The sequence below is a fragment of the Actimicrobium sp. CCI2.3 genome (assembly GCF_035019065.1).
GTDB lineage: Bacteria > Pseudomonadota > Gammaproteobacteria > Burkholderiales > Burkholderiaceae_D > Actimicrobium.
The window spans coordinates 13347-27326 of record NZ_JASJWR010000005.1 but is presented as its reverse complement, the minus strand read 5'-3'; the positions used below and the strand labels follow the sequence as shown (position 1 = coordinate 27326).

Genomic DNA, 13980 nt, shown 5'->3' with positions numbered 1-13980 from the left:
ATGGAATACCTCAAAACAATCAACCAGCCTGCGGACCTGCGCCGCTTGCCACGCAACCAGCTGCGCAAGGTGGCCGATGAATTGCGCGCGTTCGTCATCGATTCGGTCTCGAAAACCGGTGGTCACCTGTCGTCCAACCTCGGCACGGTCGAATTGACCATTGCGCTGCATTACGTCTTCAACACGCCGGAAGACCGGCTGGTCTGGGACGTCGGCCATCAGACCTATCCGCACAAGATTCTCACTGGTCGGCGTGACCAGATGCATACGCTGCGTCAGCGTGACGGCATTTCGGGTTTTCCGCGTCGCGCCGAAAGCGAATACGACACATTCGGTACGGCCCATTCGTCGACCTCGATTTCGGCCGCGCTCGGGATGGCGCTGGCGGCACGCGCCAAGGGCGAGAGTCGCCATGCGGTGGCCATCATCGGTGATGGCGCGATGACCGCCGGCATGGTGTTCGAGGCGATGAACAATGCCGGGGTCTACGACGACATCAATTTGCTGGTCATCCTTAATGACAATGACATGTCGATTTCGCCACCGGTTGGCGCACTGAACCAGTACCTGGCGCGGCTGATGTCGGGCAAGTTCTACGCTGCCGCCAAGAATGTCGGCAAGTCGGTGCTGCCCGCACCGATGCGGGAACTGGCCAAGCGTATCGAGGAACACGCCAAAGGCATGATCGTTCCGGCCACGATGTTCGAGGAATTCGGTTTCAATTACATCGGCCCGATCGATGGTCATGACCTCGACTCGCTGATCCCGACGCTGCAAAACCTCAAGCACCTGAAGGGGCCGCAATTCCTGCATGTGGTCACCAAGAAAGGCCAGGGCTACAAGCTGGCCGAAGCCGATCCGGTGCTGTATCACGGTCCCGGCAAATTCAATCCTGAAGTCGGCATCAAGCCGGCAACCGTACCGGGCAAGAAGACCTACACGCAGGTTTTCGGTGACTGGCTGTGCGATATGGCAGAGCAGGACAAGCGCTTGATCGGCATCACGCCGGCGATGCGCGAAGGCTCGGGCATGGTGCGTTTCGAGCAGCTCTATCCGGAGCGCTATTTTGATGTCGGCATCGCCGAGCAGCATGCGGTGACGTTCGCGGCAGGGATCGCCACCGAGGGGCTCAAGCCGGTACTGGCGATTTACTCGACGTTCCTGCAGCGCGGCTACGACCAGCTGATTCATGACGTCGCGTTGCAAAACCTCGATGTGACGTTTGCGCTGGATCGCGCGGGTCTGGTCGGCGCTGATGGCGCGACCCATGCCGGCAATTACGACATGGCGTTCCTGCGCTGCATTCCGAATATGGTGGTGATGGCCGCTTCCGACGAGAACGAATGCCGCCAGATGCTCACTACCGCCTATCTGCATCCGGGTCCGGCAGCGGTGCGTTATCCGCGCGGCGCGGGCCCCGGCGTGGCCACTGTCGCGTCGCTGACAGCGCTGCCGATGGGCAAGGCTCAAGTGCGCCGGCAGGGCGAGCGGATTGCGATCCTGGCGTTTGGCACGATGGTCGCGCCGAGCTTGCAGGCCGGTGAAAGCCTCAATGCGACCGTGGTCAACATGCGCTTCGTCAAGCCGCTCGATATTGAACTGGTCAAGGAACTGGCACTGACGCATGACGCCATCGTGACGGTCGAAGAGGGCGCACTGATGGGCGGAGCCGGTTCAGCGGTGGCCGAGGAGCTGGCTGCCGCCGGCATGGTGCGGCCCATTTTGCATCTGGGTTTGCCCGACGAGTTCATCGATCATGGTGACGTGGCGCAACTGCTGGCCGGGGTTGGCCTTGATGCCGACGGTATCGTTGGTTCGGTGCGCCAACGATTCGGGTGAGAGGCAAGTCTCTGCGGGCAAAATAACGACCCGCAGCTTCCGCACTACAAGTTACGGGTTACCGGGTTCAGGCGAGACGTCGCGCTGGCGTTCTTTTTGCCACAGCACATCGCTGCCGCCGCCGAACCGGTTCAGGACGCGCGACAGCACGAACAGCAAATCGGATAGCCGGTTCATGTACTGACGCGGCGCATCGTTGATCGTTTCGACTTTGCCGAGGCTGACGATCTGGCGTTCGGCGCGCCGGCAGACCGTGCGGCAGACATGCGCAATGGCTGCACCGCGTGAACCGGCCGGCAGGATGAAGTCCTTCAGTGCGGGCAGGTCGGCATTGTATTTTTCCAGCAGCGTATCGAGACGCAGCACTTGCGCATCGGTGATCATCGTATAGCCGGGGATGCACAGCTCGCCGCCCATGTCGAACAGGTCGTGCTGGATCGAGACCAGTTCTTCGCGCAGTGCCGGTGGCAGGTCTTCGCACAGCAGCATGCCGATGTGCGAATTGAGTTCATCGACATCGCCCATCGCATGGACCCGCAACGCGTCCTTGTCGATACGGCTGCCGTCACCCAGTCCGGTGGTGCCCTTGTCGCCGGTGCGGGTTGCTATTTTTGAGAGTCGGTTGCCCATGAGAGTGATCGCCAGAGAGTGTCAAAGAGGTCGTGAGGATACGTCAAATCCTCCGGGCCTGCCACGCGTGCAGGGTAAAATCCGTGTCTTGAAGGAGTCCATCCATGAACCACCTCGTCCACCTCGTCGCGCTCAGGAAGCCGCTGCCGTCTGCCTTGCTCGAACAGTTGCAGACACTGCTCGGCGAGCGCTTGTCGACCACGCAGGCGATGCGCGAACATCATGGCCGCGACGAGTCATCGTATGCGCCCATGCTGCCGGACGCGGTTGCGTTTGCCCACTCGACCGACGAAGTCGCCGCCATTGTCAGGGCCTGCAACATGCATGGCGTGCCAGTGATTCCGTTCGGTTCCGGCACCTCGCTCGAAGGCCATATCCTGGCGCTGCAGGGTGGCATCTCGATTGATCTTTCGCAATTCAATCGCGTCATCGCAATCCATGCCGAAGACCTGACCGCCACCGTGCAGGCTGGTGTCACGCGCAAGCAGCTCAATGTCGCGCTCAAGGACTCCGGCCTGTTCTTTCCGATTGATCCCGGTGCCGATGCATCGCTAGGCGGCATGGCCGCCACCCGCGCCTCCGGCACCAACGCCGTGCGCTACGGCACGATGCGCGAGAACACGCTGGCGCTGACCGTGGTCACCGCCGATGGTCGCGTCATTCACACCGGCACTCGTGCGCGCAAGTCATCGGCCGGCTACGATCTCACCCGTTTATATGTCGGTAGCGAAGGCACGCTCGGCATCATCACCGAAGTCACGGTGCGGTTGTATCCGCAACCGGAAGCGATCTCGGCGGCGGTCTGTTCGTTTGCCAGCGCCGGCGATGCCGTCAATGCCGTGATCGAACTGATCCAGTGTGGCGTGCCGGTGGCGCGGGTTGAATTCCTCGACGAAAACGGCGTGCGTGCGATTAACGCGCATGACCATCTCGGCTTGCCGGAACAGCCGCTGCTGCTGTTTGAATTCCACGGCAGTACGGCCTCGGTGGCCGAACAGGCCGCACAGGTACGTGACATTGTCGCCACGCACCATGCGACAGGTTTTGATTGGGCGACGCGCCCCGAAGAGCGCAGCCGGTTGTGGGCGGCGCGACATAATGCCTATTTTGCGTTGCTGCAGTTGCGGCCGGGCTGCACGGCGATTTCGACCGATTGCTGCGTGCCGATTTCGCGGCTGGCCGAATGCATCCTCGATACCAAGGCCGATTGCGAGCAGCACCGGATGGTGTACTCGATCATCGGCCATGTCGGTGATGGCAATTTTCATGTGCTGATGATGGTCGACCCGCAGGATGATGCCGATATCGCCCGCGCCGAAGCGATCAATGCGCGCATGGTCACGCGGGCGCTGGCGATGGACGGTACCTGTACCGGCGAGCATGGCGTCGGCTTGCACAAGATGGACTTTCTGGTCGAGGAGCATGGTGCCGATGCCATCGACACCATGCGCGCGATCAAGCACGCGCTCGATCCGAAGAACATCATGAATCCCGGCAAGATCATCCGCTGGTAATGTCCACCCCGGGCACTGGCACCACCTTCCTTCTCAAGAAAAGCTCTCAAGAAAAGTAATGGCCTCACGACTTCCCCCGGTTCATGCGTTGTCGGCGTTTGAAGCCGCCGCCCGTTTTCTCTCTTTTGCACTGGCTGCCGAGGAACTCTGCATCACGCCCTCGGCGTTGTCACACCGGATCCGGCTGCTCGAGGAGTTTGTCGGCGAACGCCTGTTCATTCGCGATAGCCGCAGTGTGGCGTTGTCCGACTTCGGCCGGCGTTATCTCGATGTGGTGCGCTCGGCCTTGCAAGCGCTCAATGATTTTCCGATGCCGCATCGCGGTGTGCCGGCCCAGCCGCGCCTGAAAATTACGGTGCCGCCGACCTTCGCACGCTACCTGCTGGTGCCGCAACTGGCGCAATTCACCCGCCTCCATCCGCACATCGCCGTCGAGCTGTTTCTGTCGGTGCCACTGTACGACCTCAGTCTGTCCGAAAGTGATGTCGAGATCCGCTTCGGCGCCGGCAAGTACACCAACATCGTGACCCGCAAGCTGTTCGAGGAACCGGCGTTTGCGGTGGCCAGTCCGGCGTATCTGGCCAGCCTCGGCGGCATCGCCACGCCGGCTGACCTCAAAAAAGCCAACCTGCTGCGCTCGGCGCTGGAACCATGGCAGCCGTGGTTCGAGGCGGCCGGACTGGATTGGCCGGAGCCGAGCACCGGCTTGCGCGTCGATGATCTCGGTCTGCTGCTCGAATCGATCAAGCATGGCCACGGCATCGGCCTGACGCGCCAGCATTTTGCCGCCGAGATGATCGCTACGGGCGAGGTGGTGCGGCTGTTCGATATCGAGTTGCGCACGCCGCCTCATGCCTATTATTGTGTGTACGAAAAGTCGGTCATCGAGCGACCGGAGGTGGCGCTGTTCGTCGACTGGCTGCTGACGGCCTTTGTGTAAAGTTGGTGTGTAAAAAGTGCTCGCAGGTAGCAGAATATACTTGCTATCTCTCCTCAGCCAAGAGGCCGGAAACAGTTTATGCTTCGTCTCTGATTTCGGCGCAAGCATCCTGACGCTGGCCGAATACCGCACTAAAAAGTCCCTGGCTTTTACCCTATTCTTTATCCTGATTGGCCTGTTCCCGAGCGGAACGGACACTTGTTCTATACCAAGGAAACAAACATGAACGCTCCCGTCAATTCATCCGCCTTTGCTGCCACGATGGCACCGCAAGAAATTTCGACCGATACCATGCTCGAAAAATACGCCAAAGGCGACGAGCGCACGCTCGACGACCTGCGCCTGCGTGTCGCCAAGGGTATCGCCGAGCCGGAAACCAATGCCAAGAACCGCAAGGCATGGACCGCTAAATTCCTGTGGGCCCAGCAAAATGGTTGGGTGCCGGCTGGCCGGATCAATTCCGCCGCCGGTTTGCCGCTCAAGGCCACGCTGATGAACTGCTTCGTGCAGCCGGTCGGTGATTCGGTCACCGGTTTTAGCGACGGCAAGCCAGGCATTTACACGGCCATCGCCCAGGCCGCCGAAACCATGCGTCGCGGTGGCGGTGTTGGTTACAACTTCTCCGAAATTCGTCCTGAAGGCGCGCTGGTCAAGGGTACCAACTCGCGTGCCTCCGGCCCGATTTCGTACATGCGCGTGTTTGACAGTTCGTGCTCGACAGTCGAGTCGGCCGGTGCCCGTCGCGGTGCCCAGATGGGTGTGCTCAATTGCGATCATCCGGATGTGCTCAGCTTTATCACCGCCAAGCGTGATGGCAGCCTGTCGAACTTCAACCTGTCGGTCGGCGTGACCGACGCATTCATGCAAGCCGTCGCCAGCAACGGCACGATCCAGCTGATCCACAAGGCCGTACCGGGCAATGAACTGATGCAGGCCGGCGCGTTCCAGCGTGACGATGGCATGTGGGTCTACCGCGAAATCGCCGCGCAGGAAATCTGGGGTCTGATGATGCAGTCGACCTATGACTTCGCCGAACCGGGCATCCTGTACATCGACCGCATGAATCAGGAAAACAACCTGTACTACTGCGAAAAAATCGAAGCCACCAACCCGTGTGCCGAGCAGCCACTGCCGGACTACGGTTGTTGCGACCTGGGTTCGGTCAACCTGACGATGTGCGTCACTGATCCGTTTAGCGAGCGCGCCAGCTTTGACTACGCCAAGTTCAGCCAGCTGGTGCAGACCGGCATCCGCTTCCTCGACAACGTGCTCGATGCGTCGCAATGGCCGCTGGAAGAACAGCGCCTCGAAGCGATGAACAAGCGTCGCATCGGCCTCGGCTTCCTTGGTCTGGGTAGCGCGATGGTGATGCTGGGTATTCGCTATGACACCGATGCCGGTCGCACTTTCGCCGCCAAGGTGTCGGAAGAAATGCGCGATGCCGCGTACCGTGCTTCGGTCGATCTGGCCAAGGAAAAGGGCGCATTTCCGCTGTTCGACGCCACCAAATATCTCGCCGGTGCGTTCGTCAGTCGCCTGCCGGTCGATATCCGCGAAGGCATTGCCACCTACGGTATCCGCAATTCGCACCTGTTGTCGATCGCGCCTACCGGCACCATCACGCTGGTCTTTGGCGACAATGCCTCGAACGGTATCGAGCCAGCATTTTCGTGGAACTACACCCGCAAGAAACGCATGATGGATGGTTCGATCCAGGAATTTGAAGTCGCCGACCACGCCTGGCGTCTGTATCGCCAGATGGGTTTCGATGTCTCCGACGACAGCAAGTTGCCACCGCAATTCGTGTCGGCGCTGACGATGTCGGCCACCGATCACATGAAGATGCTGGAATCGGTGCAGCCGTTTATTGACACCTCGATCTCGAAGACCGTCAATGTCCCGGCCGACTATGATTTTGACGAGTTCCGCAATCTGTACATGGATGGCTGGAAAGCGGGCCTCAAGGGGCTGGCGACGTATCGCCCGAATGCGATTCTGGGCAGCGTGCTGTCGGTCAAGTCGGCTACTCCCGAAGTCGCTGCTGTTGCTGCTGCCGGCCCGGACAATGATCCGCTGCGCAAGCAGTTCGACAGCCGTCCGACAGGCGACCTGCAATCGGTCACCTCGAAGGTCGAGTACTTCACGTACGAAGGACGCAAGACGGTTTATTTGACGGTCAGCTTCATCAACGTCGCCGGTGTCGTCAATGGCCAGGAGGTGGTGGTCGAGCGGCCGTTTGAATTTTTCATGCCGGCCGGTCAGAAGACCGCCGACCAGCAATGGATCACGTCGTCGATGCGCTTGCTGTCGATGGCCGCACGTTCGGGTGGATCGGTTGCCAAGGCACTGGCCGACCTGCGTGAAGTGGTCTGGGACAAGGGCCCGATCCGCTGCGGTTTCTTTATCAAGGAAGAAGACGGCGCGCGCATCCCGATGCACCACGACTCCGAAGTCGCGGCGATTGGCTACGCGTTGCAGCGCATGCTGATCAAGCGCGGCTTTCTCGACGCCGACGCCAACCAGATCCCGGTGCAGGTGCTGGCGCAGCGTGCCCGGCCTGAACTGGACCTGTTTGCGCAAGAACCGGTCGATCATGAAGCCCGCAGCACGATGGCATTCACGCCGGTCGGCAAGAAATGTTCGGAATGCGGTGCCCATGCCGTCATCAAAAGCGACGGTTGCGAGCGCTGCACGCAGTGCGGCAATATCGGCGCTTGCGGCTGATTGTTGTTAATTGTTGTTAATGGTGCCTGCCGGGGCCTCTGATCGTGTACTTCGATCGACCTGGCAGCCGCCGTTTCTCTTGACCTCAACTACTCGAATCGCCCGGTGCGGACCCACACCTCAGCTGTCGTGGCAGGGGCACGGCAGATGCGCGCCGGTCGCCTGATAATTGGGCAATATCGAACCTGCTTCAGGAAGTGCTGCAATTAACTTAATTGATTTAGCGCTTCCTGTGTCTTTGCCATCCCTTTTATCTTTGCCACGGCATTATTTGTCGCCAGCCGGAATAGCGCGTCTTCGCCTGATTGATGTGTAAGCACTTGCGATCGTTGGGCGAAATCCACCGAATCCTTTAAAGCTTTTTCGTTGAGTGCTGCTGTCTGTTCGCTGTACTGAAGAGCGGAGGTTGCCATAATTACTCCATTAGCATGGTTGAAAAACCTGATTATCTTTTCTACTTAAAAAGCATTAAAAAAATCAACTAAACCCTAATTAAATTTATTTTTTAAGGTCAAGTACGAGGTAGATTGTTGATTTAACGGGCCCCGAAATTCTTGTAGCCGATTAATTCAACGTCTCCTTAGAGTTGATTGTATTGGTCCATTGCCTTTGCAGCTCTCGAAAACGTTGCTGAAGCCATCTTTTCAGCCATTGAGTCCAGAGCAGCTTCCATGGCGTATTTTTTTAACGCTGCAGCTTGCACTGCTTTGTCATAAGCGTCCGCTGCCATTTGCAAGTTGAGTATTTGGGTAGCGTATGCGATGCCCTCAGCTGTTGTAAAATCAAAAGCTGCACCGAAAGCTTTTTTTACTGAGTCTATTGCGCTGGACATGATATCTCTCCTTTGAATTTATTAACGTTAATTGATAAGAAATTTGTTTCTTGCGAAGACGGTGTTGATTGAATCGATTCCTGAATGGCAAATATAAAGTAAGTCGGTGATTCTACTTGCACTGTAATTTACGGAGTCGATTTAATCTGCTACTCCATGACCTATAGGTGTTGACTTAGCCAAGAAGGTTCCTGATGAAAAATTGAATTTTATATAAGCTCACTTTTTATCGTCACCACTACTATTTTTTCAAGAAAAAAACATGATTGCAGCTTGCCCAGATTGCGCTGCAGTTGCTGATCATCGTGATGAAATTGCCCTTGCACCCGTCCGCCATTTCGCGCTCACCCCACCTGAAAACATTTCACCCAACCCCGCAAGCATTTGAAACGCACCAATCCCGGCGATCCGTTAAGATACAAGACTGCCATCCCACTGGAACCGATCATGAATGCCATTGCCGATCTGCCCTACACCGTTACCCGCCAGCGTGATGTCGTCGACGCACTGCGCCGGCTCTTGCCCGAGCGCTGCGTGCTGTTCAATGACGAAGATGTCCGCCCCTACGAATGCGATGGCCTCGCGGCTTATCGGCAAATGCCGATGGTGGTGGCCTTGCCGGACACCGAAGCGCAACTGGTGCAGATTCTGCAATTGTGCCGCGACATGAAACTGCCTATCGTTCCGCGTGGAGCCGGTACCGGTTTGTCGGGGGGGGCCACGCCGATTGCCGACGGGCTGGTGCTGTCAACGGCCAAGCTCAATCGCATCATCAAGGTCGATCCGGTATCGCGCACGGCCGTCGTCCAGCCGGGCGTTCGCAATCTGGCGATCTCGGAAGCCGCTGCACCCCATAACCTTTACTACGCACCGGATCCGTCATCGCAGATTGCCTGCTCCATCGGCGGCAACGTGGCTGAAAATTCCGGTGGCGTGCATTGCCTCAAATACGGTCTGACCGTGCACAACGTCATGCGCGTGCGCATCGTCACCATCGACGGCGATATCGTCGAACTGGGCAATGGCGCACTCGATGCACCCGGCCTCGATCTGCTGGCGGTGTTCATTGGCTCCGAAGGCATGCTCGGCATCGTCACCGAAGTGACGGTGCGACTGATTCCGAAACCGCAACAAGCCTGCGTGATCATGGCGTCGTTCGATGACGTCGTCAAAGGCGGCAACGCGGTGGCCGATGTGATCGGTGCCGGCATCATTCCGGCTGGTCTGGAAATGATGGATCGCACCAGCTCGCGGATGGTCGAGCCGTTCGTCAAAGCCGGTTACGACATTGACGCTGCCGCGATCCTGTTGTGCGAATCCGATGGCACGCCCGAAGAAGTGCAGGAAGAAATCGCCCGCATGACGGCGATCCTGACCGCCAGCGGTGCCACCAAGATTTCGGTATCCGGTTCGGATGAAGAGCGCATGCGTTTCTGGTCCGGTCGCAAAAATGCGTTCCCGGCTGCCGGTCGCATCTCGCCTGATTATTACTGCATGGACGGCACCATCCCGCGCAAGCGTCTGGCTGAGGTTCTGTTGCGTATCGAGGCAATGGAAGTCAAATACGGCCTGCGCTGCGCCAACGTGTTTCATGCCGGTGATGGCAACCTGCATCCGCTGATCCTGTTCGATGCCAACAAGCCCGGTGAATTTCATCAGGCCGAAGCCTTCGGTGCCGAGATCCTCGAGCTATGCGTCGAAGTTGGCGGCACCATCACCGGCGAACACGGCGTAGGCATCGAAAAAATCGATTCGATGTGCGTGCAGTACTCGCCGCAGGAGCGCGAAGCGTTCTTCGCGGTCAAACGCGCGTTCGATACCGCCTTCCTGCTCAACCCGGACAAGGCTATTCCGTCCCTGCATCGCTGCGCCGAATACGGAAAAATGCACGTGCAGCGCGGCCAGCTGAAGTTTCCGGATCTGCCCCGCTTTTGAAAGACATGATGAATCAGGTACTCGAACAATTCCGCCAGCGCGTGCTCGACGCTGGTGTCCAGGGCACGCCGTTGCAATTGCGCGGTGGTGGTACCAAAGACTGGTATGGCCAGGCCCCGCGCGGGGCGCTGCTCGATACCCGCGCCTACACCGGCATCATTGATTACGATCCGACCGAACTGGTCATCACGGCGCGCTGCGGCACGCCGCTGGCCGAGATCGAAGCGGCGCTCGACCAGAAGAATCAGATGCTGGCCTTCGAGCCACCGTATTACGGCGATGGCGCGACGCTCGGTGGCGTGGTGGCCAGCGGCTTGTCCGGTCCGCGCCGTGCGGCGGCCGGTGCGGTGCGTGACTTCATGCTCGGCGCAGTGCTGATGGATGGCCATGGCGAGGTGCTGCATTTCGGTGGGCAAGTGATGAAGAACGTTGCTGGTTACGATGTCTCGCGCTTGCTGGCGGGGTCGCTCGGCACGCTTGGTCTGTTGCTGGAAATGTCGGTCAAGGTCTTGCCGAAGCCGTATGCCGAAACCACGCGCCAGCTGGCAATGAGTCACGCGCAAGCGATCGAGCAACTCAATGCCTGGGGCGGACAACCATTGCCGATTTCAGCCAGCGCCTGGTGCGATGGCCAGTTGATGGTGCGTCTGTCCGGTGCGCGTGCGGCGGTCGCTGCTGCTGAAATCCGCATTGGCGGTGACGTTGTCGGCGATCCCGATAGCCTGTGGCGCGACCTGCGCGAGCAGGGCAATACCTTTTTTGCCGACGAGCACAATGCGCTGTGGCGCCTGTCGGTTCCCTCGGTCACGCCGCCTGTCGACTTGCCGGGTGCGCAGCTGATCGAATGGGGCGGGGCGCAGCGCTGGCTGCAAACCAGCGCACCGGCCGCCGCGATTCGCGCTGCCGCCAGCAAGGCCGGTGGCCATGCCACGCTGTACGGCGGTGACGATAAATCCGTTGGCGTCTTCCATCCGTTGGCCCCCGCCGTCGCGGCAATCCATCGCCGCCTGAAAACCTCGTTCGACCCTGCCGGTATTTTCAATCCGGGCCGTCTGTATTCGGAGCTCTGATTCATGCAAACCAATCTTGCCGATTTCATCAAGAACACCCCTGACGGCATCGAAGCCGATGCCATCCTGCGCGCCTGCGTGCACTGCGGTTTTTGTACCGCAACGTGTCCGACCTATCAATTGCTGGGCGACGAACTCGACGGTCCGCGCGGTCGCATTTACCTGATCAAGCAAGTCCTCGAAGGCACCAAGCCGACCAGCAAGACCCAGATGCATCTGGATCGCTGCCTGAGCTGCCGCAACTGCGAATCGACCTGTCCGTCAGGCGTGCAATATGGTCGCCTGCTTGAAATTGGCCGCAAGGCGGTCGATGCCCAGGTACCGCGTCCGTTCGCCCAGCAACTGGTACGCAACGCACTGAAAGAATCGCTGCCGCGCAAGTGGCTGTTCACGCCGGCCATGAAAACCGGTCAGTTGCTGCGTCCGCTGTTGCCCAAGGCCTTGCGCAGCAAGGTGCCCGTGGCGCGTGCACGTGGACTGATGCCGATGCGTGAACATGCCCGCAAGATGCTGCTGCTCGACGGTTGCGTACAGCCGTCGATGGCACCGAACATCAACGCCGCGACCGCACGGGTGCTCGATGCGCTCGGCGTGCAGCTGGTGATCGCGCCCAAGGCCGGTTGCTGTGGTGCGATCCGCTTCCATCTCAATGATCAGGATGGCGGACTCAATGACATGCGTGCCAATATCGACGCCTGGTGGCCGCTAGTGGAGGCCGGTGCCGAAGCGATCGTGATGACGGCGTCGGGTTGCGGCAGCATGGTCAAGGATTACGGCCACTTGTTGCGTCACGACACGATGTATGCCGACAAGGCCGCGCGTATCTCCGCCCTGACGCGCGACCTCAGTGAAATCATGCCGGCCTTTGAAGAGCAGTTGCAGGAAAAGCTGCGCGGAAAAATCACGCAGCGCGTGGCCTACCATCCGCCATGCACGCTGCAACACGGCCAGCAAATTCGCGGCAAGGTCGAAGGGGTATTGCGGGCCATCGGCGTGGATGTGCAGCTGTGTGGCGACAGCCACTTGTGCTGTGGTTCGGCCGGTACCTATTCGGTGACGCAGCCGGAGCTGGCTTACAAGTTACGCGATAACAAGCTGGAAAAATTGCACGCAACTAAACCGCAAACCATTGTCTCGGCCAACATTGGTTGCCTGACGCATTTGCAGTCGGGTACCGATACGCCGGTACAGCACTGGATCGAGTTGATTGACGGGGCGTTGACGGCTGCGCATTGAGCCAGTCGCGTGGGCAAGATACCGCCTTGCCCACGCGACGATTTTTGACGATTCACCTCAATTGCAGCTGCAAAAATTGTAGGGTGCAATGCCCTTCGGTTATTGCACCCTACGTCAGACGATCCCGAGATGCTCGGTGCCCTTAGACAAATCGCGGTCCCTGGCGTCCTTGCCACGCAACTTGATGGCAAGGCGCAGATCATTGACCGAGTCGGCATTGCGCAGCGCGTTTTCGTACGAGATCTTGTCGGCTTCGTACAGGTCGAACAGCGTCTGATCGAACGTCACCATGCCCAGTTCGCGCGACTTCTTCATGATCTCTTTGATTTCATGTATCTCGCCCTTGAAGATCAAGTCTGAAATCAATGGTGAATTGAGCATGATCTCGACGGCCACACAGCGGCCCTTGGTATCGCGCAGCGGTACCAGCCGTTGCGAGACCATTGCCTTCAGGTTCAGCGACAAGTCCATCAGCAATTGCTGGCGGCGTTCTTCAGGGAAGAAATTGATGATCCGGTCGATGGCCTGGTTTGCGCTGTTGGCATGCAGCGTGGCCAGACACAGGTGGCCGGTTTCGGCAAATGAAATCGCGTGATCCATGGTTTCGCGATCGCGGATTTCGCCGATCTGGATGACGTCCGGTGCCTGGCGCAGTGCATTCTTGAGCGCGGTACCCCAACTGTCGGTGTCCAGCCCGACATCGCGTTGCGTGACGATGCAGTTGCGGTGCGGGTGGATGTATTCGACCGGGTCTTCGATCGTGATGATATGGCCGTGACTGTTTTCGTTGCGGTAACCGATCATCGCGGCCAGCGTCGTTGATTTGCCCGAGCCGGTGGCACCGACCATGATGACCAGGCCGCGCTTGGTCATCACGATGTCCTTGAGTTGTGGCGGCAGACCAAGTTGCTCGATGGTCGGGATGTCAGTGGAGATCACGCGCAAGACCATGCCAACTTTTTGCTGCTGCACGAAGGCCGAGACGCGAAAGCGCCCGAGTCCGCCGGGGCTGATCGCAAAATTGCATTCCTTGGTCGCTTCAAATTCGGCAGCTTGCCGGTCGCTCATGATGGCGCGGGCGAGTTCGACAGTGTGAGACGCACTGAGTAACTGGGTCGATACCGGCGTCACCTTGCCGTCGATCTTGAAGGCAGGGGCAAAGTCGGTGGTGATGAACAGGTCGGAACCATTCTTGCTGACCATCAGGCGCAGCAGGTCGTTCATGAATTTGGTGGCTTGTTCGCGTTCCATGGCGCTTCC

General features: G+C 59.0%; 11 protein-coding genes. 7 read left to right on the top strand and 4 right to left on the bottom strand.

Annotated elements, in window-relative coordinates; translation table 11 throughout:
* A complete protein-coding gene (gene dxs, locus QN370_RS04320) occupies positions 1-1839 on the top strand; it encodes a 1-deoxy-D-xylulose-5-phosphate synthase (protein WP_322126446.1) in 1839 nt (612 codons plus the stop codon).
* A gap of 51 nt (positions 1840-1890) precedes the next feature.
* Here dxs and QN370_RS04315 read toward each other — a convergent pair whose 3' ends face one another.
* On the bottom strand, positions 1891-2469 hold the full coding sequence (locus QN370_RS04315) for a cob(I)yrinic acid a,c-diamide adenosyltransferase (protein ID WP_322126447.1): 579 nt from the start codon (positions 2467-2469) through the stop codon (positions 1891-1893).
* A 104-nt stretch (positions 2470-2573) separates the two neighbouring features.
* Between QN370_RS04315 and QN370_RS04310 the strand changes: the two genes are divergently transcribed.
* The 3 genes from QN370_RS04310 (at position 2574) to QN370_RS04300 (ending at position 7647) form a co-directional block, all read left to right on the top strand.
* Positions 2574-3983 carry an FAD-binding oxidoreductase gene (locus QN370_RS04310; RefSeq protein ID WP_322126448.1) on the top strand — a complete coding sequence of 470 codons (1410 nt, stop codon included), beginning with the start codon at positions 2574-2576 and terminating at the stop codon, positions 3981-3983.
* 58 nt (positions 3984-4041) lie between these two features.
* Positions 4042-4923 (top strand): LysR substrate-binding domain-containing protein, encoded by an 882-nt coding sequence (locus tag QN370_RS04305; protein WP_322126449.1) that lies wholly within the window; start codon positions 4042-4044, stop codon positions 4921-4923.
* Between the two features lie 222 nt (positions 4924-5145).
* Complete coding sequence (locus QN370_RS04300; protein ID WP_322126450.1) at positions 5146-7647, top strand: adenosylcobalamin-dependent ribonucleoside-diphosphate reductase; 2502 nt, start codon at positions 5146-5148, stop codon at positions 7645-7647.
* Positions 7648-7853: 206 nt separating this feature from the next.
* Here QN370_RS04300 and QN370_RS04295 read toward each other — a convergent pair whose 3' ends face one another.
* Together QN370_RS04295 and QN370_RS04290 are read right to left on the bottom strand one after the other, a co-directional pair.
* A complete protein-coding gene (locus tag QN370_RS04295) occupies positions 7854-8060 on the bottom strand; it encodes a hypothetical protein (RefSeq protein ID WP_322126451.1) in 207 nt (68 codons plus the stop codon).
* A 167-nt stretch (positions 8061-8227) separates the two neighbouring features.
* Positions 8228-8479: a hypothetical protein gene (locus QN370_RS04290; RefSeq protein ID WP_322126452.1), complete on the bottom strand. Its 252-nt coding sequence runs from the start codon at positions 8477-8479 to the stop codon at positions 8228-8230.
* Between the two features lie 447 nt (positions 8480-8926).
* On the opposite strand from QN370_RS04290, the gene QN370_RS04285 reads away from it, so the two are divergent.
* The 3 genes from QN370_RS04285 to glcF are packed head-to-tail and all read left to right on the top strand — an operon-like array spanning position 8927 to position 12720.
* A complete protein-coding gene (locus QN370_RS04285; protein ID WP_323581678.1) occupies positions 8927-10414 on the top strand; it encodes an FAD-linked oxidase C-terminal domain-containing protein in 1488 nt (495 codons plus the stop codon).
* Between the two features lie 8 nt (positions 10415-10422).
* On the top strand, positions 10423-11484 hold the full coding sequence (gene glcE / locus QN370_RS04280) for a glycolate oxidase subunit GlcE (RefSeq protein ID WP_322127210.1): 1062 nt from the start codon (positions 10423-10425) through the stop codon (positions 11482-11484).
* A gap of 3 nt (positions 11485-11487) precedes the next feature.
* On the top strand, positions 11488-12720 hold the full coding sequence (gene glcF, locus QN370_RS04275) for a glycolate oxidase subunit GlcF (RefSeq protein ID WP_322126453.1): 1233 nt from the start codon (positions 11488-11490) through the stop codon (positions 12718-12720).
* 114 nt (positions 12721-12834) lie between these two features.
* Here glcF and QN370_RS04270 read toward each other — a convergent pair whose 3' ends face one another.
* Positions 12835-13971 (bottom strand): PilT/PilU family type 4a pilus ATPase, encoded by a 1137-nt coding sequence (locus tag QN370_RS04270; protein ID WP_322126454.1) that lies wholly within the window; start codon positions 13969-13971, stop codon positions 12835-12837.
* Positions 13972-13980 lie beyond the last annotated feature (9 nt).

Bases quoted from the DNA above. Each gene is read 5' to 3' on its own strand.
- dxs (WP_322126446.1), top strand. From the start codon at position 1: ATGGAATACCTCAAAACAATCAACCAGCCTGCGGACCTGCGCCGCTTG.
- QN370_RS04315 (WP_322126447.1), bottom strand. From the start codon at position 2,469: ATGGGCAACCGACTCTCAAAAATAGCAACCCGCACCGGCGACAAGGGC.
- QN370_RS04310 (WP_322126448.1), top strand. From the start codon at position 2,574: ATGAACCACCTCGTCCACCTCGTCGCGCTCAGGAAGCCGCTGCCGTCT.
- QN370_RS04305 (WP_322126449.1), top strand. From the start codon at position 4,042: ATGGCCTCACGACTTCCCCCGGTTCATGCGTTGTCGGCGTTTGAAGCC.
- QN370_RS04300 (WP_322126450.1), top strand. From the start codon at position 5,146: ATGAACGCTCCCGTCAATTCATCCGCCTTTGCTGCCACGATGGCACCG.
- QN370_RS04295 (WP_322126451.1), bottom strand. From the start codon at position 8,060: ATGGCAACCTCCGCTCTTCAGTACAGCGAACAGACAGCAGCACTCAAC.
- QN370_RS04290 (WP_322126452.1), bottom strand. From the start codon at position 8,479: ATGTCCAGCGCAATAGACTCAGTAAAAAAAGCTTTCGGTGCAGCTTTT.
- QN370_RS04285 (WP_323581678.1), top strand. From the start codon at position 8,927: ATGAATGCCATTGCCGATCTGCCCTACACCGTTACCCGCCAGCGTGAT.
- glcE (WP_322127210.1), top strand. From the start codon at position 10,423: ATGAATCAGGTACTCGAACAATTCCGCCAGCGCGTGCTCGACGCTGGT.
- glcF (WP_322126453.1), top strand. From the start codon at position 11,488: ATGCAAACCAATCTTGCCGATTTCATCAAGAACACCCCTGACGGCATC.
- QN370_RS04270 (WP_322126454.1), bottom strand. From the start codon at position 13,971: ATGGAACGCGAACAAGCCACCAAATTCATGAACGACCTGCTGCGCCTG.